The organism is Arthrobacter sp. U41, assembly GCF_001750145.1.
GTDB lineage: Bacteria > Actinomycetota > Actinomycetes > Actinomycetales > Micrococcaceae > Arthrobacter.
The window spans coordinates 1,998,205-2,021,356 of the sequence record NZ_CP015732.1; the positions used below are offsets into that span (position 1 = coordinate 1,998,205).

Annotated in this window: 19 protein-coding genes, 1 tRNA gene, 1 rRNA gene and 2 riboswitches; of the genes, 15 read left to right on the top strand and 6 right to left on the bottom strand. The window is 66.9% G+C overall.

What is annotated here, in order from left to right; genetic code table 11:
• Window positions 1-157 precede the first annotated feature (157 nt).
• Together rrf and ASPU41_RS09255 are read left to right on the top strand one after the other, a co-directional pair.
• Window positions 158-274, top strand: a 5S ribosomal RNA gene (gene rrf / locus ASPU41_RS09250).
• Between the two features lie 187 nt (window positions 275-461).
• Window positions 462-959 carry an SRPBCC domain-containing protein gene (locus ASPU41_RS09255; protein WP_069950671.1) on the top strand — a complete coding sequence of 166 codons (498 nt, stop codon included), beginning with the start codon at window positions 462-464 and terminating at the stop codon, window positions 957-959.
• Between the two features lie 225 nt (window positions 960-1,184).
• Here the strand turns inward: ASPU41_RS09255 and ASPU41_RS09260 are convergent, their stop codons facing one another.
• Window positions 1,185-2,615: an IS1380 family transposase gene (locus ASPU41_RS09260; protein WP_069950672.1), complete on the bottom strand. Its 1,431-nt coding sequence runs from the start codon at window positions 2,613-2,615 to the stop codon at window positions 1,185-1,187.
• A 182-nt stretch (window positions 2,616-2,797) separates the two neighbouring features.
• On the opposite strand from ASPU41_RS09260, the gene ASPU41_RS09265 reads away from it, so the two are divergent.
• Complete coding sequence (locus ASPU41_RS09265; RefSeq protein ID WP_069950673.1) at window positions 2,798-4,165, top strand: FAD-binding oxidoreductase; 1,368 nt, start codon at window positions 2,798-2,800, stop codon at window positions 4,163-4,165.
• Window positions 4,166-4,209: 44 nt separating this feature from the next.
• On the opposite strand, the gene ASPU41_RS09270 is transcribed toward ASPU41_RS09265, so the two are convergent.
• The 4 genes from ASPU41_RS09270 to ASPU41_RS09285 form a co-directional block, all read right to left on the bottom strand.
• On the bottom strand, window positions 4,210-5,628 hold the full coding sequence (locus ASPU41_RS09270) for a DUF4032 domain-containing protein (RefSeq protein ID WP_069950674.1): 1,419 nt from the start codon (window positions 5,626-5,628) through the stop codon (window positions 4,210-4,212).
• A 120-nt stretch (window positions 5,629-5,748) separates the two neighbouring features.
• Window positions 5,749-6,831 (bottom strand): ABC transporter ATP-binding protein, encoded by a 1,083-nt coding sequence (locus tag ASPU41_RS09275; protein ID WP_069950675.1) that lies wholly within the window; start codon window positions 6,829-6,831, stop codon window positions 5,749-5,751.
• Window positions 6,832-7,088: 257 nt separating this feature from the next.
• The gene (gene otsB / locus ASPU41_RS09280) at window positions 7,089-7,901 is read right to left on the bottom strand and encodes a trehalose-phosphatase (RefSeq protein WP_069950676.1); all 813 of its coding nucleotides are present in this window, start codon (window positions 7,899-7,901) and stop codon (window positions 7,089-7,091) included.
• Window positions 7,891-9,300 carry an alpha,alpha-trehalose-phosphate synthase (UDP-forming) gene (locus ASPU41_RS09285; protein WP_231941321.1) on the bottom strand — a complete coding sequence of 470 codons (1,410 nt, stop codon included), beginning with the start codon at window positions 9,298-9,300 and terminating at the stop codon, window positions 7,891-7,893. Before ASPU41_RS09285 ends, otsB begins: the two co-directional genes overlap by 11 nt.
• 269 nt (window positions 9,301-9,569) lie before the next feature.
• On the opposite strand from ASPU41_RS09285, the gene ASPU41_RS09290 reads away from it, so the two are divergent.
• The 7 genes from ASPU41_RS09290 to ASPU41_RS09320 all read left to right on the top strand — a co-directional run bounded on the left by ASPU41_RS09290 (window position 9,570) and on the right by ASPU41_RS09320 (window position 14,369).
• The gene (locus tag ASPU41_RS09290) at window positions 9,570-10,460 is read left to right on the top strand and encodes a DsbA family protein (RefSeq protein ID WP_069950678.1); all 891 of its coding nucleotides are present in this window, start codon (window positions 9,570-9,572) and stop codon (window positions 10,458-10,460) included.
• A gap of 153 nt (window positions 10,461-10,613) precedes the next feature.
• A tRNA-Thr gene (locus ASPU41_RS09295) sits at window positions 10,614-10,690 on the top strand.
• A gap of 221 nt (window positions 10,691-10,911) precedes the next feature.
• Window positions 10,912-11,811 (top strand): hypothetical protein, encoded by a 900-nt coding sequence (locus ASPU41_RS09300; RefSeq protein WP_069950679.1) that lies wholly within the window; start codon window positions 10,912-10,914, stop codon window positions 11,809-11,811.
• A 115-nt stretch (window positions 11,812-11,926) separates the two neighbouring features.
• Window positions 11,927-12,415: a GyrI-like domain-containing protein gene (locus tag ASPU41_RS09305; RefSeq protein WP_069950680.1), complete on the top strand. Its 489-nt coding sequence runs from the start codon at window positions 11,927-11,929 to the stop codon at window positions 12,413-12,415.
• Window positions 12,416-12,617: 202 nt separating this feature from the next.
• Window positions 12,618-12,920 carry a DUF4193 domain-containing protein gene (locus ASPU41_RS09310; RefSeq protein WP_069950681.1) on the top strand — a complete coding sequence of 101 codons (303 nt, stop codon included), beginning with the start codon at window positions 12,618-12,620 and terminating at the stop codon, window positions 12,918-12,920.
• A 256-nt stretch (window positions 12,921-13,176) separates the two neighbouring features.
• Window positions 13,177-13,722, top strand: a complete 546-nt coding sequence (locus ASPU41_RS09315; RefSeq protein WP_069950682.1) for an AMIN-like domain-containing (lipo)protein — start codon at window positions 13,177-13,179, stop codon at window positions 13,720-13,722.
• A 167-nt stretch (window positions 13,723-13,889) separates the two neighbouring features.
• Window positions 13,890-14,369, top strand: coding sequence for a Dps family protein (locus ASPU41_RS09320; RefSeq protein WP_069950683.1), 480 nt, complete (start codon window positions 13,890-13,892; stop codon window positions 14,367-14,369).
• 118 nt (window positions 14,370-14,487) lie between these two features.
• Here the strand turns inward: ASPU41_RS09320 and ASPU41_RS09325 are convergent, their stop codons facing one another.
• Complete coding sequence (locus ASPU41_RS09325; RefSeq protein WP_083266445.1) at window positions 14,488-16,119, bottom strand: MFS transporter; 1,632 nt, start codon at window positions 16,117-16,119, stop codon at window positions 14,488-14,490.
• 82 nt (window positions 16,120-16,201) lie between these two features.
• On the opposite strand from ASPU41_RS09325, the gene ASPU41_RS09330 reads away from it, so the two are divergent.
• The 5 genes from ASPU41_RS09330 to glyA all read left to right on the top strand — a co-directional run bounded on the left by ASPU41_RS09330 (window position 16,202) and on the right by glyA (window position 23,070).
• The gene (locus ASPU41_RS09330) at window positions 16,202-16,741 is read left to right on the top strand and encodes a TetR/AcrR family transcriptional regulator (protein ID WP_069952594.1); all 540 of its coding nucleotides are present in this window, start codon (window positions 16,202-16,204) and stop codon (window positions 16,739-16,741) included.
• A gap of 196 nt (window positions 16,742-16,937) precedes the next feature.
• Window positions 16,938-17,036: riboswitch (glycine riboswitch) on the top strand.
• 1 nt (window position 17,037) lies between these two features.
• A riboswitch (glycine riboswitch) is annotated at window positions 17,038-17,154 on the top strand.
• Window positions 17,155-17,193: 39 nt separating this feature from the next.
• The gene (gene gcvP / locus ASPU41_RS09335) at window positions 17,194-20,094 is read left to right on the top strand and encodes an aminomethyl-transferring glycine dehydrogenase (protein WP_442856242.1); all 2,901 of its coding nucleotides are present in this window, start codon (window positions 17,194-17,196) and stop codon (window positions 20,092-20,094) included.
• Window positions 20,095-20,106: 12 nt separating this feature from the next.
• The gene (gene gcvT / locus ASPU41_RS09340) at window positions 20,107-21,270 is read left to right on the top strand and encodes a glycine cleavage system aminomethyltransferase GcvT (protein ID WP_069950684.1); all 1,164 of its coding nucleotides are present in this window, start codon (window positions 20,107-20,109) and stop codon (window positions 21,268-21,270) included.
• A gap of 97 nt (window positions 21,271-21,367) precedes the next feature.
• Window positions 21,368-21,751 (top strand): glycine cleavage system protein GcvH, encoded by a 384-nt coding sequence (gene gcvH / locus ASPU41_RS09345; protein WP_069950685.1) that lies wholly within the window; start codon window positions 21,368-21,370, stop codon window positions 21,749-21,751.
• Window positions 21,748-23,070, top strand: a complete 1,323-nt coding sequence (gene glyA / locus ASPU41_RS09350) for a serine hydroxymethyltransferase (RefSeq protein ID WP_069950686.1) — start codon at window positions 21,748-21,750, stop codon at window positions 23,068-23,070. Before gcvH ends, glyA begins: the two co-directional genes overlap by 4 nt.
• The last annotated feature ends 82 nt before the right edge of the window (window positions 23,071-23,152 follow it).

The window sequence follows — 23,152 nt, forward strand, 5'->3', positions numbered from 1 at the left end:
GGTTCCCAAACAACAAACCCGTTGCTTGAGGAACGAACAACTACATAACAACACCACAACTGCACCACCACCCCCAGGGGTAGCGGTGCAGCGAGGTTGTAACCACAGATTTCCCACCCCAACGCCCACCAGGCGCACCGGGGTCGGGAGCAAGGGTTACGGCGGTCATAGCGTGGGGGAAACGCCCGGTCCCATTCCGAACCCGGAAGCTAAGACCCACAGCGCCGATGGTACTGCACCCGGGAGGGTGTGGGAGAGTAGGTCACCGCCGGAACATCATTAAACGGTCGAGAGCCCCAACCACACGGTTGGGGCTCTCCCGCATTTAACGGCCGGAACGGTACAAGGAACGCCGGGCACCGCGTTTCCCGCAACCGGCAGCCCGTGCACCCTGCACACCCGCCACTGCAGGATCTGGGCGAATAACGGGGAGCACCGGGCCGCGGGTAGAGTTGGTGCCCATGGATAACCTCTTCAGCCACGCAGCCTCTGACGCCGCCGAGACGCCGGAGCCGGCCGCGGCGGACGGGCTGGCGCCCGTCGTCTGTACCGTCATTGTGCCGGGTGCAGTGGCCCGCGCCTTCGTGGGTTTCACCGAACACACGCACCTCTGGTGGCCACTTGGGGAGCGCAGCGTCTTCGGCGCAGGTTCCTACGTCGAATTCGAAGAGAACCTGATCCTGGAGAGCGCGGACGACGGCAGGACGGCCATCTGGGGCTCCATCGATGACTGGCAGCCCCCGCTGTCCTTCCACGCCAGCTGGCACCCCGGATCCTCCGCGGTATGGTCCACGGAACTCCGCGTCGCGTTCCGGGCCGTCGAGGCGGGCACGGAGCTTCGCCTCGTCCACACCGGATGGGAAGGCGCCGAGGATCCCGCCGCGGCCCGGGCGGACTACGCCGCCGGCTGGCCCCTGGTGCTCGACCGCTTCGTGCGCTTCATGGGAACCGGCGGTTGAGCCTTCCCAGCCTCCCCTGATCCGCGGCGGCCGCGCGGGCCCCGCGCTGCCTTAGCCTCGATTTTTCATGATGCTCGTTGATGGCCGCTGATTTGTGGCGGCGGCTGGTGGGCGGTTGTTTTCTGTTTTCGGGCAGTCTGGTGTGGCCTGTTGGTTCGCCTGGGTTGGCGCCGGTTCCACTTCCGGGTGATCGCGCTGTTCGTTGGGACAGGATGAGGTCCACGATCAGCCGGTAGAAGGAACAAGCCCTTTGCTGAGGCGGTCGGTGTTCTCCAGAAGCAGTTTCAGGAGGTCTTTCTCGGGCGCTGTTTCCGGGAGCAGGAGCTGGTGGCGGCGGGCGCGGGTGATGATTTTCCCGGCTGTCGCGAAGAGCCGGTAGCGCCAGCGTTTGATGTCCCAGGCCTTGGCGTGGTGGCCGTCCGGGAGGGCAGCGAGCTGGATCCAGGAAACCAGGTTGAAGGCCAGCGCGGCGATGTTGGCCCAGGCCTGGTTCGCGGCGAAATCGAAGAACGGCAGCTTGCCCAGGCCAGTGTTTTTCAGGGTCTTGATCCGGTTCTCACACCGGCCCCGGGCCCGGTGTCTGGCATCCAGGAACGGCCCGTGCCAGCGCGGGGAATTGGTCAGGAACGCGGTGATCCGGTGCCCGTCGACATCGAGCAGCGTCGGCTGCGCTCCGGGGTGCAGCGGCTCGGCGCGGAGGAACAGGTTCGTGCCCGGCGGGTAATCGGTGCGCGGGATGACGTCGGTGGCGTTGATGACCCACGCATCGGTCCGGTCGTTTCCGGACTGGTCCAGGGCCGGCTGCCAGTACTCTTTGTCGTTGATCCAGTCGATCATGTGCGCCTTGCCCAACGGCAGCGCGAAGCTGGTGGAGAACTGCACGCCAAGGCTGTGCAGATGCCAGAGGAACTTCCGTGAGGCCCCGGCACTGTCGGTACGGACCAACACCTTCTCCCCGGCCAGGGCCCCGGCCTCGTTGAAGAAGCTCTCGGGAAGTTGGGCTGCGGCCGTGTGGAAGACCCGGATGTGGTCCTCGGCGCTGTTCGCTCCGGCGTTGCCGGGCCGCAGCACGGCGGCGAGGATCTCCCCGGAACCGTTGCCGCCGCCGTAATCGACGCTGGCGATGAACGGGGCGAACCCGTAGCCACCCTTGTAGGTGCCGGCCACGTTCTCCTTATCCGAATGCGAGGTCACGAGCGTCGCGTCGAGGTCGATGATCAGCGGGTCCGCGGCGGTCGCGGCCAGTGCCGGGTTCCGGTCCCCGGCGGCGTCCCAGGCCCTGGTCCGCAGTTCCCGGGTAAGGGTTTCAAATCCGTAGCCGAACAGCTCCGGGTTCGCCACGGTGCGTTCGAAGAACCGGGACACGGTCGCGTTCGAGGGCAGCTGACCGAAGACCCCCGGCGAGGAACGCAGGATGTCCAGGTCCGAGGCGTGTTCGCCTCCGGCGGCGAGCATCGCGGCCAAAGAACCAACCAGCCGGCCAGGCCGGTGTTTCGCGCCAGAGGGAACAAACTGGCCCAGCCTGTCCTCACACAGCCTGCCGAAACCCAGCGCATCCATGAAGCCGGTGAGCACCGAAACCCCGGCGTGGGAGATCAGCGACTGGCCGGTGAAACTGACCGGCAGGGACGGAAAAACAACGGTAGACTTCTGCATCGAAAGGGTGCTCCCTCGCTCGGCAAATAACGGTCTCGACAACCACTATTTTCCCAGTTCAGAGCACCCTTTCCCTGATTAACACGCCATCCCGCCGGACCCGCCATGAAAACCTAGGGTTAGCTCCCCACGGCGCGGCGGCGGCTTAGACTGAAAGCCGGATTCAACGAACTGGAGACCGCATGAGCATCATTGACGAGCTCACCTCTGCCCTGGGCACGGCGAAAGTCGCCCTGGACGCCCCCGCCCTGACCGTCTATGCCGTGGACCAGGCGCCGGTGCTGGATTACCAGGTGCCGCAGGCCGTCGTCCTGGCCGAAACCGTCGAAGACGTCCAGGCCGCCGTCCGTGCCTGCGCCGCCCACGGGGTGCCGCTGGTGGCCCGCGGCGCCGGGACCGGTGTCTCGGGGGGTGCGCACGCCAGCAAGGACTGCATCGTGCTGAGCCTGGAACGGATGAACCGCATCCTCGACCTCAACCCCGACGACGAGACAGCCGTCGTCGAACCCGGGGTCATCAACGCGGACCTCAACGCGGCCGCCGCGGTCCACGGACTCATGTATGCCCCCGACCCCGCCAGCTTCAAGGTCTCCACGATCGGCGGCAACGTGGCCACCAACGCCGGAGGCCTGCGCTGCGCCAAGTACGGGGTGACGCGCGACTCCGTGCTCGCGCTGGACGTCGTCCTGGCGGACGGCTCGCTTATCCATACCGGCCACCAGACCTTCAAGGGCGTCGCCGGCTATGACCTCACCGGGCTGTTCGTCGGCTCCGAAGGAACCCTTGGCGTTGTTGTCGGGATCACCGTCCGGCTCAAGTACCTCCCGCAGGACGTGCACACGATCGCCGCCTTCTACCCGGACTTCCGCAGCGCCGCGGCAGGCGTCCTCGCCGTAGGCAGGGCACGCGTGCAGCCGGCAATCATGGAACTGCTCGACAGCGGCACCCTTGTCCGGCTCGACGAGCTCCACGGCTCGGACCTGGCCTCCAGGGGACAGTCCCTGCTGCTGATCCAGACCGACGGCTTCGGCGCCGCGGCCGAGGCAGCGGCGATCCGGCCGGTCCTCGTCGCCGGCGGCGCGGTGGTCACCATGGAAGCCAGCGCCGAGGCGGAGCAACTGGTGGACCTGCGGCGCAACAGCCGCGGGGTGGAGGTCGACGACGAATACCGGGTGGGCGAGGACGTCGCCGTTCCCCGTTCCCGGCTGGTCGACTATGTGGAGGCCCTTGAAACCATGGCAGCCTCGCACCGGGTCAAGCTCAAGGTGGTCGCACACGCCGGCGACGGGAACCTGCATCCGACCTTCTGGGTGGACCGGGTGGACAAGACTGTCGCCGCGGACGCCATGGAGCGCCTTGGGGCCGCCCTGGACGAGTCCATTACGGTCGCCCTGGCCATCGGCGGCACCATCACCGGGGAGCACGGGATCGGCCAGTACAAGCTGCGCTGGCTCGGGCTGGAACAGAAGGAACCCGTGCGCGAACTGCAGCGCCGGATCAAGGAGCTCTTCGACCCGGCCGGCATCCTGAACCCCGGCAAGGCGATCTAGCGGGGCCGTGACCCCGCTGTCCCGCATCCCGGGGCAGCGGAAACCTAGTCGTCGGAGTCCGGGTACTCGTCGATGGATTCCTCGGTGCCGTAGCGGGATTCCTCGGTCTCCACCTCCAGGATCTTCAGCAGTCCCGTGTCCGGGTTCAGCATGATGGCCGACTCGTCCCGGCGATGACGAAGTTCGGAGTCAATGTAGGACTGCACCGCTTCGGCCAGCGGGATGTGCCGGTTCTCCTTTTCGGACATGTACCAGCGGTGCTCCAGGATCTCGTGCACGGCCTCCGCCGGCTCCAGCTTCCCGGAAAGGTCGCGCGGGATGGACCGGACAATGGGTTCGAAAATCTGGCTGACCCACAGGTGGGCGCTGTATTCCTCGTCCATCCCGGGGTTGTTGTCGGCCCGGAAGCTGTCCATGTCGTTCAGGAGCCGGCGCGCCTGGTTTTCCTGCGCGTCCAGGCCGGTCAGGCGAAGCAGCCGGCGCTGGTGGTGCCCTGCGTCGACCACCTTGGGCTGGAGCTGGATGGTGGAACCGTTCTGCGTCGTCTTGATCATGTACTCCTCGACGTCGAACCCCAGCTCGTTGAGCTTCCGGATGCGGGCGGCCACCCGCCAGCGTTCGCCGATCTCGAACGATTCCTTCTCGGTCAGCTCGGTCCAGAGGCGCCGGTAGCTGTCCATGATGAGTTCGCTGGTGGCCACGGGGTCAACTTTTTCCTCGATGAGCCCGCCGTCGAGCAGGTCCATGAGTTCACCGGCAATGTTGACGCGGGCGATCTCCAGATCGTATTCGCGCTGTCCGGTGGAGAGATCCGGATACAGCTCGCCCGTCTCCGCGTCCACGAGGTAGGCGGCGAACGCGCCGGCATCGCGGCGGAACAATGTGTTGGAAAGCGAGACGTCGCCCCAGTAGAACCCGATCAGGTGCAGGCGGACCAGCAGCAGGGCCTGGGCGTCAATCAGCCGGGTGAGGGTGTCCTTGCGCAGCATCTGCGAGAAGAGCGCGCGGTACGGCATGGAGAACTTCAGGTGCCGGGTGACCAGGACGGGGTTCAGCGGCCGGCCGTCAGGGGTGGTGCGCCCGGTGATGACCGCTACCGGTTCCACGCAGGGGACGTCCAGCCGGGCGAGCTTGCGCAGCATGTGGTACTCATGGCGGGCCACGTGTTCCGAGGTTTCCTTGATGGCGATGACGGAACCGCCCAGATGGGCGAAACGCACAATGTGGCGGGAGATGCCGCGCGGGAGCGCGGCGAGATACTCGGCCGGCCACTCCTCCAGGGCGATATGCCACGGCAGGTCCAGGAGCTCAGGCTCGGTGGCGGCGGCGGTGATGCTCAGCGAACTCGAGGCCACGGAACCTTTGCTGTCGTTGGCGCTGGCGGCTTCGAACCGGGGCAGTTTGCCGATCTGGCCGTAGTCGGTCGGTTCGTCGTGCCAGTGGGCGCTGTTTTCCTCGGTCATGAACCAATTCTTCCGTACTAAGGGCGGCGGCCCTAACGATTGGGTTGTGCAAGGGATGTTAAAGCCCGACGGCGGCCCTCCAAAGGGGAGGACCGCCGTCGGATGCGTCATGCGGGAAAATCAGTCCCCCAGGCGCAGGCCCGTCTTGGTGTCGAACAGGTGTACGTGGCCTGACTGCGGGCGGACCCAGATCGTCTCACCCTTCATCGGGGGGCGGCGGCCGTCGACGCGGGCCACGATGTCGTGGCTCTGGCCGTCGAGTGTGGTGTGGCCGTAGACGTAAGCGTCGGCGCCGAGCTCTTCGACGACGTCGACCTCAACCTGGAGGCCTTCGCCCTGCGGGGCCGTTTCGAGGTCTTCCGGGCGGGAACCGAGCGTAACGGTCTTGCCGCTGGCCTCTTCGAGGACGCCGCGCGGCACCGGGTAGACGGTACCGCCGAACTGCACGCCGCCGTCGACGACGGGAAGCTCCAGCAGGTTCATCGCGGGGGAGCCGATGAAGCCGGCCACGAAAACGTTCTTCGGCTTGTCGTAGAGGTTGCGCGGGGTGTCGACCTGCATGAGCAGGCCGTCCTTCAGCACGGCGACGCGGTCGCCCATGGTCATGGCCTCGACCTGGTCGTGGGTCACGTAGACCGTGGTGACGCCCAGGCGCCGGGTCAGGGACGCGATCTGCGTGCGGGTCTGCACACGGAGCTTGGCGTCCAGGTTGGACAGCGGCTCATCCATGAGGAAGACCTGCGGGTTACGCACGATCGCGCGGCCCATGGCAACACGCTGGCGCTGACCGCCGGAGAGTGCCTTCGGCTTGCGGTCCAGGTAAGGCTCGAGGTCCAGGAGCTTGGCAGCCTCCCGGACACGCTCCGCGCGCTCCTCCTTGCTGACGCCGGCGATCTTCAGGGCGAAGCCCATGTTGTCCGCGACCGTCATGTGCGGGTACAGGGCGTAGTTCTGGAAAACCATGGCGATGTCGCGGTCCTTGGGGGGAACGTCGGTGACGTCGCGGTCGCCAATCAGGATCCGGCCGGAGTTTACGTCCTCAAGACCTGCGAGCATCCGCAGGGAGGTCGACTTCCCGCAGCCGGAGGGTCCAACGAGGACCAGAAATTCGCCGTCGGCGATTTCAATGTTGAGCTTGTCAACAGCGGGCTTATCCGTGCCCGGGTACAAACGTGTTGCGTTGTCAAAAGTAACTGTAGCCACAGTTATCAATCCCTTCACCGGCAGGTACGTGCCGGACGATCCGTAGTGAATGGTCTTATTATTCAGTTGGTAATTCAGTTGTCCGCACCTGATCGTGCGCATACTCCCCGGCCGGAGCCGAGGAGTATCCAATGACGCCGCACGGTACTTGTGCGCCACATCACAACCAGAGTATGTCAGATTTATACTGAATGGGTTAAAAAGTTACGGATGTCACACGTGATTCGGCTTACGGGACCTCTGACATGAGCTAGGGGTCACAGGCCGAGGGCGCGCTTGCGTTCCCGCAGCAGGGCCTCCAGAAGCTCGGCAACGTGCACCGGGGACTCGATCCGGAACTGGGCCTGGGTGAAGTCCAGACCCACCTTCACGCCAAGGTCCCCGGGGAGCAGGCTGGCCAGGGCGTCCTCGTCGGTGGTGTCATCACCGGCGAAGATGGTGGCAGTGGCGCCAGTGGCCTGGCGCAGGAAGGCGACGCCTTCCCCCTTCGAGGCGTGCACCACGGAAGCCTCCAGCACGCGGTTGCCGCTCTTCAGGAAGACGCCGGGCCGGTCCTGCAGGATGGCGCGGGCCGCGGCCACGGCGTCCTCGGCGACGTCGTCCGCCGCAAGCCGGGTGTGCAGTACGACGGCGGCGGGCTTGTCCTCCAGCAGGGTGCCCGGTGCCAGCTCCACGATGCCCTCCAGCTCGCGCCGGACGTCGGCCAGCAGATCCCGGCGGGCGTCATCGAGTTCCAGGGTCGAGGAGCCGGGTCCCATCCACACTTCGGCGCCGTGGCTGCCGATCAGGAGTGTCTTCTCCGGGGGAAAAGCGACCGCCCGCAGGCTGTCCAGTGCACGGCCGGAGATGAGCGCCGTCGCCGTCCGCGGAAGTTCGGTGAGGGCGGCAAAGGCCGCTGCCGAGCGGGGCAGGGCACGCGCATCCCCGGCGTGGTCCACCAGCGGGGCCATCGTGCCGTCGAAGTCCATCGCGACCAGCAGGTGCTCCGTTGCGGCGATCCGGTGCAGGGCGTCGAGCAGCTCCGGGGAGAGCGCGAGCGGGGTCTGCTTTGGTGCGTGCTCAGGAGTCATCGCGGATTACCTTTTCTTCCAGTGCGCCCAGGAAATCGGAAGACCAGCGATCGACGTCGTGGTCCAGGATCTGCTTGCGCATCGCACGCATCCGTCGGGCGGCCTCCGTTGGCTGCATGTTGACGGCCCTCATGATTGTGTCCTTGAGGCCGTCGATATCGTGCGGATTCATCAGCAGGGCCTGCTTGAGCTGGTCCGCGGCGCCGGCGAACTCGCTCAGCACGAGGGCGCCGTCATTGTTGGTACGGGCGGTGACGTATTCCTTGGCCACGAGGTTCATTCCGTCCCGCAGGGCGGTGACGAGCATAACGTCCGCCGCCAGGTACAGCGCCACCATCTCCTCGACCGGGTAGTTGTGGTTCAGGTAGCGGACCGCCGTGTTTTGCAGGGTGTCATAGGTGCCGTTGATGTGGCCGACCGTGCCCTCGACTTCTTCGCGCAGCAGGCGGTAGTGTTCCACGCGCTCCCGGCTGGGGCTGGCGACCTGGATCAGTGCGGCATCCTCCACCGTCACTTTGCCGTCGGCCAGGAGTTCCTCGTAGGCCTTGAGCCGGTGCGGGATCCCCTTGGTGTAATCGAGGCGGTCGACGCCGAGCAGGACCGTCTTAGGGTTGCCGAGATCCTGGCGGATCTGGCGGGCGCGTTCGATGATTTCGGGCTTCCGGGCGAGTCCGCTGATTTGCTGGACGTCAATCGAGATGGGGAACGCCTGGGCCCGGGCGATGTGGGTGGTCGCTCCGTCGCTTCCCTTGACGTGGATCTGCTGCCGCTTGACGCTGGCGCCGAGGAAGCGGCGGGCGGAACGCATAAAGTTGCCGGCGTCGCTGCTGCGCTGGAATCCGACCAGGTCGGCGCCGAGCAGCCCATCGATGATTGCGCGGCGCCACGGCAGCTGGGCGAAGATCTCCGGCGGGGGGAAGGGGATGTGGTTGAAGAACCCGATCTTCAGGTCCGGACGCGCCTCGCGCAGCATCTTGGGGACGAGCTGGAGCTGGTAGTCCTGGACCCAGACCGTGGCGCCGGGGTTGGCATGTCGAATGACGGCGTCCGCGAACCGGCGGTTGACCTCGCGGTAGGAGTCCCACCAGGTCCGGTGGAACTCCGGCGGGGCAATCACGTCGTGATAGAGCGGCCAGAGTGTGGAGTTGGAGAAGCCTTCGTAGAAGAATTCGATGTCATGCGTGCTCAGCTGGACCGGAACGAGGTCGATGCCGCCGTGACTGAAGGGCTCGACGTTCTCATCCGGGGCGCCGTGCCAGCCGACCCACGCGCCGTCGGTCTTGGTCATCATGGGGGCCAGGGCAGTGACCAGGCCGCCGGGGGAGCGGCGCCAGCCGCCCTCGCAGCCCGGCTCGTCCGAGGCGCAGCGATCGACCGGCAGGCGGTTGGACACCACCATAAAGTCATACTGCGGATCCGTGTCGCCGGCGCCGTGGGCGGCCGGGCTCTCGGTTTCCGGATCCGTTTCGGCGTGTTTCGTTGCCTGCATTTGTGACCCCCTGGGGTTCGCTCGTGGCTCCTATCCACCCTATCGGGGCGGAATCCCCTGTGCTATTCGCCGGTCGGGCTGCCCGCAGGAAGGTTGAAAGCGCAAGTTCCCAGTTTTCTCCCCTAAAATGATGAATTGCCACCCAGTGGACACCACCGGCCGATCGACCCGAGGAACCAATGAGCCCCGCAAACGAACCCCGTCAGTCCAAAACAGAGCGAACTGCCGCGGCCCGCGAGAAAGCCCGTGAGATCCGTGAGGCGCAGCTGAAGAAGGACAAACGCAATAAGCTGCTCATCGGCTGGGGCATCGTCGCCGCTGTCATCGCCATCATTATTGTCGTGGCGCTGGTCGTGACCTCAAACATTCAGAACAACGCCCCGGTCGCTGACGAGGGACCCACCCCGGCGAACGGCAACGTTTACGGCGGCGTCACCCTGCTCGCCAACTCCGAGGTCGCGAGGACCGAACCCGCGACCGTCAGGATCGCCGACCTCCCTTCCGCCCCGGCCACGCCGCCGGCGCAGGTGACCGCGCCCGGTGCGGAAGCTGAGGCCGGCAAGCCGGTCAAGGTGGTCCTCTACATCGACTTCATCTGCCCCGTTTGCAAGAACTTCGAAACCCAGTACAACGAGTCGCTCACGAACCTCCGCAACGAGGGCAAGATCTCGGTCGAATACCGCCCGCTGGGCTTCCTGGACTCCCGTTCCACCACCAACTACTCCTCCCGCGCGGCCAACGCGGCGGCGTGCGTTGTGAACGAGTCGCCGGAGAAGTACGCCGACTTCGTCAATGCCCTTTTTGAGAAGCAGCCCGCTGAAGGTGGCGCCGGCATCTCCGACGCGGACCTGAAGAAGATGGCAACCGACGTCGGGGCCAAGAGCATCGACACGTGCGTCGAGGAGAAGACCTACCGGCCGTGGGTCAAATACACCACCCAGCAGGCAGCGGCCATCGGTGTCACCGGCACGCCGACCGTCTTCGTCGAGGGCGAGCAGTGGGGCAAGGGTGCGAGCGCCCAGACCCCGTTCGAGCAGTTCCTCCAGGCCGCCATCGACGCCAAGCAGTAAGCGGCACCGCCCACCAGCAAAACCGCAGGCCCGGTTCCGGATTCTTCCGGGCCGGGCCTGTTTTTATCACCGGGCATCCGTGGGCTAACCTTATCTAGCGCCCTTTGCGCCAGGCCGCTCATCGCGGTCCGGTGCCGGCTGGCGCACAGGAATGCCTCCTTAGCTCAGTTGGCCAGAGCACCGCTCTTGTAAAGCGGGGGTCGTCGGTTCGAATCCGACAGGGGGCCCCACGAAAAACCGCGCCGTCACCGGGAAAAACCCCGGTGGCGGCGCGGTCTTTGTTTGCCCCAGTGAGGACGCACTTCTTCGTCCGCCGGAGTCCTGCCGGCGCCCTGCGAGGCCAGGGTCTTGACCTGCTGCCCTGCAGGACTAGCGTGGCTAGGACAAGGCTCTGATTCTCTGGCCGGGCCGCCGGGATAACCGGCCGGCCCCAAGTTGTTTGGGGGACGCTATGACCGCCGGACGTCTGCACCTGCGCCGCGACACCGCCGCCACCTTGACCCTGCTCACGCTGGCCGCCGTTGTGGCCGGCTGCGCTGCGGGCACTCCAACTGGCGCCCCTACCCAGCCCGGCGCCTCAACCCAGCCCGGCAGCCCTGCCCCGTCGACTGCTGCGACTCCGCCCGCAGCCTCTTCCGCCCCCGCCGTCCCGGGATGGACTGCCTTGGCGGACAGCGCGCCGTACAAGGCGCTCGCGCCGGAGCAACAACAGAAAATCAGCGCGCTGGAGGCCATGGACCGGGCCACGTTCGAGAAGCAGAGCCGGGATGACCAACTGGCCTACGGGGCGTTCCTTCGGGAGGTCTACCAGGACGACGCAATCGCCGGCGCGCCCGGGACGTCGCCGGGCGTACCGGTCCCGGCCGCCGGGAACGTGTCCCTTACAAGCACCGGCGAAGAGATCATCCACGATGAACGACTCAAGGAAGCGACCGCCCGTCAGAGCGTCCAGCCCGACCGCGACGCCGCCACAACCCGTGCGGCGCCCGGCAGCAACTACACCAAGATGGCTCCGTCCCGGGTTTCGCCCCTCTTTCCCACGGCCTATGCCGAGGCCTCCGCGCCCGCCGGAATGACCCAGGAGTCTGTCCTCGCTGTTCTTTCGGATCCGAAGCGCATGCTCATCCTGGACCAGTCCAATAATTTCATTCCGTATGACGGCTCCTGGGAACCGCTGGAGTTTCGGGTCATCGAGATGCAGCGCACCGAAAGCCAGGCCCGCAGCCAGTTCTACTTCGCCTATACGCCGTTTCTGGATATCCACGGAGCCGAGAACGGCGTCTGGATTCTGATGTTCAACGCCCAGGAGTCGCAGGAAAGATGGATACCGGACTTGGCCGTGATCGACTGACCGGACGGCGGGCACTGGAGCCGCCGCCCTGGGAGTCCGGAACATGGCACCCGGACGCAGGGTCTGGGGACGTTAGGCCCTAGACCGCGAAAACGGCACGGCGGAGTCTTGGCTTATGACTGCAACGAATCCGGAAAAGACGCCGGACATCAAGTCCACCCAACTCCAGGAACAGCCGACCGCGGTGCTCCGCGAAACCGTCCCCATGAACGAGCTGCGTGAGTTCTTCAGTCGCGCCTACCGTTTGGTGATGAGCGCGGCCGAACAACAGCACGTCCAGCTGGCCGGACCGCCCTTCGCGATGTACCGCGGAATGCCCACCGACGTCGTCGACGTCGAGGCGGGCTTTCCGGTGGCGGCGCCCTTTTCCGGCGGCGGGAACGGCGGCGTGACCGCGGGATCCCTTCCCGCCGGCCAGGCCCTCGAAGCGATGCATGTCGGGCCCTACGAGACGCTCCCCGAGACGTACGGGGCGGTCATGGGGAAAATGCAGGCAGAAGGCCTAACTCCTGGGAATGCAATGTGGGAGTACTACCTCAGCGACCCGGCCGCGGAGCCTGACCCGGCGAAGTGGAAGACGCTGGTCGTCTGGCCGGTCGTCTGAGCGGTCGACCGTCCGCGCCGGCTCCCGGCGTCGAGCCCCTTCCGGCGGCGCTTCGGAAAGCCCTGTCCGCCCTAATCGAGGGGCCCTGCGACGCAAACTGTCGGGTTCGCTACACTATTCTTCGGCTACGTGCATAATGTCCTAAACTGCTTCACTGAGGTGCCTGAAATGGCGCTGCGCAGCAACGAAAGTGAACCCCCAAATGGCTACCGATTACGACGCACCACGCAAGACAGAGGAAGAGTCTCCCGCTGAGTCGGTGGAGGCACTTCAGGCGTCCCGCAGCGGCGGCGCCCAGACTGCTGTCATCGACGTCGACGAGAACGACACGGCTGAAGGCATCGACCTTCCCGGGGCCGATCTCTCCGGCGAAGAACTGACCGTCATTGTTGTTCCCGAGCAGTCCGATGAATTCACCTGCTCCTCCTGCTTCCTGGTCCGCCACCGGTCCCAGGTGGCCAAGGAAAAGAACGGCTTGAAGTACTGCCGCGATTGTGAAGGCTAGGGGACCTTCCACCGCGCACCACGACTTCAGGACAAGCCAGCCCGGCAGCAGGGCACCGTGAAGCGCCGGAACCCGACAGGGACCGGCGCTTCGCCGTTCCCCCGAGGGGGCCAGCCGCCGGCCGCCGGCGGTGCGACCGTCCCGTGACCGGTCGCGGCGCAGCCTAACGGTTGGGCGCCGATCCGGCAGGGCCCTCGATTCGCGCGGGAAACACCCCTATTCTGAAGCTAACTCATCGCGTGAGGGGGCGGCCCAAATGAACAAGTTCCGGGTGTGGCTGATAGCTGTCCTGATGGCAGTGGGGTCGGCGCTGGTGGCGCCGGCCCCCGCATCGGCGGCTCCCTACTGCGGGCAGGTGTGGGGGTCGCTGATCAAGTCGGATCCTGCGATGAGCCAGGCCAAAGTCACGAATGTCCGCACCGGGCAGCACTATTGCTTCGACCGCCTGGTCATTGACCTCAACGGACCCGTCGGCGGGTACACCGTCCGCTACGTTCCGCAGGTCACGCAGGACGGTTCGGGGTTTCCGGTCCCGCTGCGGGGACAGGCTTTCCTCCAGGTCACGGCCAACGCCCCGGCCTATGACGACAACGGCAATGCCACGTACACCCCCGCCGACCGGAACGAATTAAGCAACGTCACCGGGTATCAGACGTTCAGGCAGCTGGCGTGGGCCGGCAGCTTCGAGGGGTATTCGAGCCTTGGCCTCGGGGTCCGGGCCCGGCTGCCGTTCCGCGTGTTCACCCTGGCCGGGCCCGACGCGGGCTCACGGCTCGTGATCGACGTCGCCCACTTCTGGTGATCCCCGGCCGGGTGCTTGCCCGCGTCTCACCGGGCACACCCGCAGTTGGTAAGCCGACTTAGTAAGCTGACCGAGAAATTCTTCCGGGACCGTCGCGGTCCCGTTACGCCCTGGGGTAGCGTCGGAGGCATCGGATCTAGCCATATCGGACCTACCCAGGAGGACCCATGAAAGCTTCACCTACGCTCACGACGAACCTGCAGGCAGTGCTCGTGGACCTGATCGAACTTCACGTGCAAGGCAAGCAGGCGCACTGGAACATCGTGGGAACAAACTTCCGGGACCTCCACCTGCAGCTGGACGAGATTATCGATTCAGCCCGCGCCTTCGCGGATGACCTGGCCGAGCGCATGCGTGCCCTCCACGCGCTCCCGGACGGCCGCAGCTCCACCGTGTCCAAGTCCACCTCGCTCGCCGAGTTCCCGGCCGGGCTGATCAACACCAAGGACGCCATCGAGCGGATCGTCGCGGCGCTCGAGGCCGCCGTCGGCACCATGCGCAAAGTCCACGACGAAGTCGACGAAGAGGACCCCACGACGGCGGACCTGCTGCACGCGTTCATCGCCAAGTTCGAGCAGTACGCCTGGCTGGTCAACGCGGAGACGATGCGTGCCAACACCAGCGTCACCACGGCGGAGAGCCAGTAACGTCCTCCAGCGCAGTTCCCAGCGCCCCGCGCCGGTTCCACCGGCGCCGGGCGCTGGGCGTTTAAGCCACGGCGCCCCTGCCCGCGCCGGCCGTCCCGGGAGTGTTCTGCGGCCCCGGCTATTGGGCGGTCGGCACCTTCCGGAGCACGACGGCGGCGAGGACTGCGGCCCCGGCCATGAGCACAAGCGCGATCGTGGCCGTGATGTGGACGCCCGAGTCGAAGGCGGTGCGGGCGGCCGCCATGACGGCCTCCGCCAGCGGTCCCGGCAGGGCCTGCGCCAGCTCCACGGCCCCTGCGAGCGTCTCACCGGCCTGGGCTGACGCTTCCACGGGGGCCGCATCGACGGCGCCGGCGGGAAGCCGGAGATTGCCCTGATACGAGGCCGTCAGGATGGACCCCAGGATGGCAGTGCCCAGCAGGGAGCCGATCTCGTACCCGGTCTCCGAAATCGCGGCCGCCGCCCCGGACTTTTCCGCGGGGGCTGCGCCGAGTATCAGGTCGTTGGAGATGGTCTCCGCAGCGCCGACGCCAAGGCACAGCACCAGCAGTGCCGCCAGCAGCAGCGCCGGGCCGTTGCCGTGATCGCCGAAGGCCACCAGGCAGTAGCCCGCGGCGCTCAGGAGCAGCCCTCCGGCCACCACAAAGCCGGGGCGGACCTTCTTTACCAGCGGCACCACCAGCAGTCCGGCCAGGACGGTGGCGATCAGGGCCGGGACCATGGCGATGCCGGACTCGGAAGGGGACTGTCCCTCGAGCAACTGCAGGTGCTGGGCGAGGAACAGAATGAAGCCATTGAAGGAGAACAGTGCCAGCACGTTCGCGATGATGGCGGTGCTGAAGACCCGGTTGCCAAAGAGGCTGATGTCCAGCAGGGGAGCGGTGCGGTTTCCTGCGCCGCAGCCGTCCTGCACCGGGGCACCGGTCAGGAGGGAACGCTGCCGCCGGACGAAGACGTATCCCATCAGCAGGCCAAAGCCGATCGCGGCCAGCGGCTCCAGGGCCAGCCCGTGCGTGGCAAGGACCTTGATGCCATAGACCACGGGCACCATCACCAGCAGGGACAGGATGATGCTGGGCACGTCCACCCGGCCCGGATTCGGGTCGCGGGATTCCGGGATCAGGACCGGCCCCAGGGCCAGCAGCGGCAGGATGATCGGCACGGCCACGAGCAGGACGGCGCCCCACCAGAAGTGCTCCACCAGCCAGCCGCCAAGAATCGGGCCCAGCGCAGCGCCGCCGGAGAAGCCGGCGGCCCAGATGGCCACGGCCAGCCGGCGCCGGTTGGGCTCCGGGAAGATGTTGCGGATCAGGGACAGCGTGGAGGGCATCAGCATGGCCCCGAAGAAGCCCAGCCCCGCGCGTCCTGCGATCAGCCATTCGGCGCTGGGCGCGAAGGCGGTAACCGCCGATACAGCGGCGAAGCCCGTGCTGCCGATGAAGAGCAGCCGGCGGCGGCCGATCCTGTCACCGAGGCTGCCCATCGCCACGAGCAGGCCGGCGAGCACCAGGGGATAGGCGTCCACAATCCAGAGCAGCTCCACCCCGGAGACGTCGAGGCTGCGCGCGATGGCCGGCAGCGCGAAGGTCAGGGCCGTATTGTCGACGGCCACGAGCAGCACCGGAAACATCAGCAGCGCCAGCGCCAGCCAGTCGCGCCACGGAGCGCGCGGCGTCGGGGTGGACCTCGTTCCGGCGGCGTACCTGCCGAGCGTGCCGGTGCTGCCGGGGGTGAAGGAAGTGTTGCTCATAAAATTAACTGTACCGTCTGGACGGTACAGTTAAGAAGCCGCCCGTTAAGAACCGCCCCGCATGGAAGGCATGATAGGAACCATGGCCAGAAAACCCGTCGCCCGCGAAGCCGTCCTTGACGCGTTCGAATCCCTGCTGATCGAAGAAGGCGAGCGTGCCGCGACCCTGGACGCGGTGGCGAGGCTGGCCGGGGTTTCCAAGGGCGGGCTGCTGTACCACTTCCCGAACAAGGAAGCGATGATTTCCGTGCTGCTGGAACGGCTGGACCGGCTGCTCGCCGAGGACGTCGCGGCCATGGCCGCCGCGCCGGAAGGCGCGGCCGCGTACTTCATCAAGTCCTCGGTCTGGGCGGACACCCCGCTGGACCGCGCCTTCGTCGCCGCCACCCGGCTGGCCGAAGTGGCCCACCAGGAAACTCTGCGGCGAATGGCCGCCGCGCAGGCGAGCTGGCTGGAACTGCTGGCGGCCGACGTCGGGCCCGCCATGGCCAAGCCCGTCCTCTACATGGGGGATGGGCTGTACTTCAACGCCATGCTGGCACGCGGCCCCGGCGGCCCCCTCCCGGAGGTCGGCCCCGACGTCGAAAGCCTGCTCACCGCACTCGGGCGGCTCCGCGGCTGATGCGTCCCGGATGCCCCGCATGCCCCCCATGCCGAAAACGCCGGAGGGTCGCGAAACCGCGGGGCACCTTACGGCGACCACGCCGCTCTCCGGCGATCTCGCCGCGTCGACACGGCGGGGTCACTAGTTTGCGGACGCAGGCCGGACATAGGACAATGGATGCTGTGACTGTTGTCACGGCAACTTAATATGCCTTTGATCTGCGGCGGGAGAGTTCTGCAAGTAGGTACAAGCAGGCGCCGTAGGAGCAAATCCTCCCCAGGAATCTCTCAGGCCCACGTACCGCCGCGGCAAGGCAACTCTGGAAAGTAGCAGGCTGTCCCCGGACATGCTGTGCTCACCGACGGTGCAAGCGGGGCCCTGCGAGAGCGAGGCGCTGCGGAAACTCTCAGGTCCAATACAGAGTGGGGAGGAACCCGAATCAATGCGGCGTACCCTGCGCCGCCTTAGTTATGGAGTTCCTTGTGACTGTTACCTCAGCCTCCACGTCCTTCGTTGACCGGCACATCGGCGCCCGTCGCCAGGCCGACGTCGACGCCATGCTGAAGGCTGTCGGCTACGACACCGTCGATGCGCTCGTAGACACGGCCGTCCCGAAAGACATCCGGCAGGATTCCCCGCTGAAGCTCACCGAAGCCCTCAGCGAAGTGGAGGTTCTCTCCGAGCTTCGCGCGCTGGCCTCCAAAAACAAGACCGCGGTCCAGATGATCGGGCAGGGCTACTACGACACCCTCACCCCGGCCGTCATCCGCCGCAACATCCTCGAGGCCCCGGCCTGGTACACCGCGTACACGCCGTACCAGCCGGAAATCTCGCAGGGCCGGCTTGAAGCGCTGCTGAACTTCCAGACCATGGTCCAGGATCTCGTCGGCCTGCCGATTGCCAACGCCTCGCTGCTGGACGAAGCCACCGCCGTCGCCGAGGCCGTGCTGATGATGCGCCGGGCCAACAAGAACAAGACTGCCCACGACGGCAAGACCGTCCTCGACGCCGACTGCCTCCCGCAGACCATCGCGATCGTCAGGGGCCGCGCCGAGGCCCTCGGGTTCGAGGTTGAGGTCGCCGATCTCTCCAAGGGGCTGCCCGACGGCGTCATCAACGGCGTCGTGCTGCAGCAGCCGGGTGTTTCCGGCCGCGTGTGGGACCAGTCCGCCGTGATCGCCGACGCCAAGGAACGCGGCGCGCTGGTCACCGTGGCCGCGGACCTGCTGTCCCTGACCCTGATCACCCCTCCCGGCGAGCAGGGCGCCGACATCGCCGTCGGCTCCACCCAGCGCCTGGGTGTGCCGCTGTTCTTCGGTGGCCCGCACGCCGCCTACATGGCCGTTGCCAAGGGCCTCGAGCGGTCCATGCCCGGCCGCCTGGTCGGCGTTTCCAAGGACAACGCCGGCGTCCCGGCCTACCGCCTGGCACTGCAGACCCGCGAGCAGCACATCCGCCGCGAGAAGGCCACGTCCAACATCTGCACCGCGCAGGCCCTGCTGGCGATCGTGTCCTCCTTTTACGCCGTTTACCACGGCCCGGACGGACTGAAAGCCATCGCGGAGACCGTCCACGGCCACGCGAGGACCATCGCCGCCTCGCTGAAGGCTGCGGATCTGGACGTGCTGCACACCAGCTTCTTCGACACCGTCACCGTCTCGGTGCCGGGCAGGGCAGCGCAGATCATCGCCGCCGCGGAGGCCAGGGGCATCAACCTGCGCACCATCGACGCCGACACCGTCGGCATCTCCACCGATGAAGCCACGACGCCGTCCATCGTCGCCGAGGTCCTCGCAGCTTTCGGCGCCAAGGTGGCCGGGCCCGCCTCCGGCGCGGACACTGCCGTCGCGCTGGACGCCGCCGTCGAACGCACGTCCGACTACCTGCAGCACCCGGTGTTCAACACCCACCGCTCCGAGACCCAGCTGCTGCGTTACATCCGCCGCCTTTCGGACCGCGACCTCGCCCTGGACCGGACCATGATCCCGTTGGGCTCGTGCACGATGAAGCTCAACGCCACGGCCGAGATGGAGGCCATCTCCTGGCCGGAGTTCGCCTCCATCCACCCCTTCGCCCCCGAATCCCAGACCGCCGGCTGGCGTGAACTGATCGAGGACCTCGAAGCCCAGCTGACCGAGATCACCGGGTACGACCAGGTGTCCATCCAGCCGAACGCCGGATCCCAGGGCGAGCTCGCCGGGCTGCTGGCGATCCGCGGCTACCACCTCTCCCGCGGCGACGCCCAGCGGAACGTCTGCCTGATTCCGGCTTCCGCGCACGGCACCAACGCGGCCTCGGCTGTGCTGGCCGGCATGAAGGTCGTTGTTGTGGCCACCGCAGCGGACGGCACGATCGACCACGCGGACCTGCGGGCCAAGATCGAGCTGCACAAAGACGCGCTGTCCGCCATCATGATCACCTACCCGTCCACCCACGGCGTGTATGACGCCGACGTCCGCGAGGTTTGCGATTCCGTGCACGCCGCCGGCGGCCAGGTCTACGTCGACGGCGCCAACCTGAACGCCCTCGTCGGCCTGGCCCAGCCGGGCCAGTTCGGCGGCGACGTCTCGCACCTGAACCTGCACAAGACCTTCTGCATCCCGCACGGCGGCGGCGGACCCGGCGTGGGACCGGTCGCGGCCAAGGCCCACCTGGCACCCTTCATGCCGGGCGATGCCAACAACGCCGCTCCGTCCAACGGCGAAAGCGGCACCCCCATCTCCGCGTCGCGCTACGGCTCTGCCGGTGTGCTGCCGATCTCCTGGGCGTACGTGAAGCTCATGGGCGGCCAGGGACTGACCGAGGCCACCAAGTCCGCGCTGCTGGCGGCAAACTACATCGCCTCCCGCCTGAACGAGTTCTTCCCGGTGCTCTACACCGGCGAAGGGGGACTGGTGGCGCACGAATGCATCCTGGACCTGCGCGAACTGACAGCCAAGACCGGTGTCACCGCGGAGGACGTGGCCAAGCGCCTGATCGACTACGGCTTCCACGCCCCGACCCTGGCGTTCCCGGTGGCCGGAACCCTGATGGTTGAGCCGACCGAGTCCGAAGACCTTGGCGAGATTGACCGCTTCATCGATGCGATGATCTCCATCCGCGCCGAAATGGACCAGGTCGCCCATGGTGACTTCACCGTCGAGAACAGCCCGCTGCGCAACTCTCCGCACACCGCTGCCGCCGTCATCAGCACCGGCTGGACACGGGAGTACTCCCGCGAGCAGGCCGTCTTCCCGGTCCACCACCTCAGGCAGGACAAGTACTTCCCGCCGGTTGGCCGGATTGACGGCGCAGCCGGGGACCGCAACCTGATCTGCTCCTGCCCGCCTCTCGAAGCCTTCGAGGACCACACCGACGAGACTGCCCACTAAGGACTGCCAACAATGACTGAAAAATATACGGCCCTCCACGAAGAGCACAAGACACTCGGCGCCTCCTTCACGGACTTCGGCGGCTGGCAGATGCCGCTCAAATACAGCTCCGAACTGGCTGAGCACCACGCAGTCCGCAAGTCCGCGGGCCTCTACGACCTTTCCCACATGGGTGAAGTCTGGGTAACCGGCCCCGACGCCGCAGCCTTCCTGGACTACGCCCTGGTCGGCAAGATCTCCGCGATGGCGATTGGCAAGGCCAAGTACTCGCTGATCTGCAACGAGGACGGCGGCATTATCGATGACCTCATCACCTACCGGCATCCGGCAGGGGCCGACGGCACTGACAAGTTCCTCGTGGTTCCGAACGCCGGCAACGCCGAGGTTGTCGCCGCGGCCTTGGCCGAGCGCGCCGGCTCCGGTAAAGAGGGGGGCTTCGACGTCACCGTCGAGGACGCCTCGGCCGACACCTCGCTGATCGCCGTGCAGGGCCCCAAAGCGCAGGAGATCCTGCTGCGCCTGGTTCCGGCCGCGCAGCACGAGCTCGTCACCGGTCTGAAGTACTACGCCGCCGTTGACGTTCCCTTTATGTTCGGCGGCACCAGCAAGGAGCTGCTGCTGGCCCGCACCGGGTACACCGGTGAGGACGGGTTCGAGATCTTCGTCTCCAACGACGACGCCGTTGCCCTCTGGCAGGCGCTCGTCGCGATCGCCGAAGACGGCGAGCTGACGCCCGCCGGCCTCGCGTCCCGCGACTCGCTCCGGCTGGAAGCCGGCATGCCGCTCTACGGCAACGAGCTCTCCCTCGACGGCGACCCGTTCGCTGCCGGACTGGGCCCGGTCGTGGCGCTTTCCAAGGAAGGGGACTTCGTCGGCAAGGCGGCCCTCGCCGCCAAGAAAGAAGCCGGCGCCGGCTCCACCACCGGCCGTAAGCTCGTCGGGCTCAAGGGCCTCGGACGCCGGGCCGGCCGCGGCCACTACCCGGTTCTGAAGGACGGCAGCACCGTCGGGGAAGTCACCTCCGGCCAGCCCAGCCCCACCCTCGGCTACCCCGTCGCGATGGCCTACGTCGACATCGAGTTCACCGAACCCGGCACCACCCTGGACATCGACCTCCGCGGCAAGGCCGAGCCCTTCGAAGTGGTCGCGCTGCCGTTCTACAAGCGCGAGAAGTAGCCCGACGAGTACCCCAGCGGGCCCCGGCACCGGGGCCCGCTGGCCCCTGCCACCATTGAGGTGGCCCCCGACTTTTCAAACGTAAAGGAAAAAAACCATGGCAAGAGTTGCCCCTGAACTGCAGTACTCCGACGAGCACGAGTGGATTGCACGGGAGGCCGGGAACGTTGTGTCCATCGGCATCTCTGCTGTCGCCACGGATGCGCTGGGCGACATCGTGTACGTGGACCTGCCCGAGGTCGGCGCCACGGTGACCGCGGGGGAGACCTGCGGCGAGGTCGAGTCGACCAAGTCCGTCTCGGACCTGTATTCCCCCGTCACGGGCGAGGTCACCGAGATCAACCCCGCAGTCGTGGACGATCCCGCGCTGATCAACAGTGACCCGTACGGTGCCGGCTGGCTCTTCAAGGTCGCAGCCGAGTCCGACGGCCCGCTGCTCTCGGCCGAGGAATACGCCTCGAAGAACGGCGGCGAACTGTGAGCGCAGCCGAGGCAAGCACCACCTTCCAGCAGGTCGTTTCGGCGTCCCTGGACGCGGACCTGTCCGCTCTGGATCCGGAGGTCGCGGCGCGGATCGATGCCGAGCTGACCCGGCAGCGCGACGGCCTGGAGATGATCGCGTCGGAGAACCACACCGCCCGGGCCGTGATGCAGGCGCAGGGCTCGGTGCTGACGAACAAGTACGCCGAGGGCTACCCGGGCAAGCGCTACTACGGCGGCTGCGAGCACGTTGACGTGATCGAACAGCTCGCAATCGACCGGGTCAAGGCCCTCTTCGGCGCCGAATACGCCAACGTCCAGCCGCACTCCGGTGCGCAGGCCAACGCCTCCGTGATGCACGCCCTGATCCGTCCGGGCGACACGATCATGGGCCTGAACCTGGCCCACGGCGGGCACCTGACCCACGGGATGAAGATCAATTTCTCCGGCCGGCTCTACAACGTGATTCCGTACCAGGTCCGCGAGGACGACCACCGGATCGACATGGTCGAGGTCGAACGCCTGGCCCGGGAACACAAACCCCAGCTGATCGTTGCCGGCTGGTCCGCGTACGCCCGGCAGCTGGACTTCGCCGAATTCCGCCGGATCGCGGACGCCGTGGGCGCCTACCTGATGGTGGACATGGCGCACTTCGCCGGACTCGTCGCCGCCGGGCTGCACCCCTCCCCGGTGCCGCACGCCCACGTCACCACCTCCACCACGCACAAGACCCTCGCCGGTCCGCGCGGCGGCATCATCCTGACCAACGACGCCGCCATCGCCAAAAAGATCAACTCGGCAGTGTTCCCCGGCCAGCAGGGCGGCCCGCTGGAGCACGTGATCGCCGGCAAGGCCGTGGCCTTCAAGATCGCCGCGTCGCCGGAGTTCAAGGAACGCCAGGAACGCGTGCTGGCCGGAGCCCGGATCCTCGCGGAGCGCCTGGTCCAGCCGGACGTCACCGCCAAGGGCATCAACGTGATCTCCGGGGGCACCGACGTGCACCTGGTCCTGGTGGATCTGCGCAACTGCGAGCTCAATGGCCAGGAAGCCGAGGACCGCCTCGCGGAAATCGACATCACGGTCAACCGCAACGCCGTGCCGTTCGACCCGCGCCCGCCGATGGTCACCTCCGGGCTGCGGATCGGCACCCCCGCCCTGGCCACCCGCGGCTTCGGCGAGGCGGCGTTCGCCGAAGTCGCCGACATCATCGCGGAGGCCCTGATCGCCGACGCCGGCACGGACCTGTCCGGTCTGCGCACCCGGGTGGAGGCCCTCGCCGCCGCCCACCCGCTCTACCCCTCGGTTGCCAACCTCGCCTAGGGGACGTATCACAGGTAGTAGACGCAGTACAGATCACGACGCCGGGCCGCTGCCACAAGCTGCCGCCCGGCGTCGTGCATCC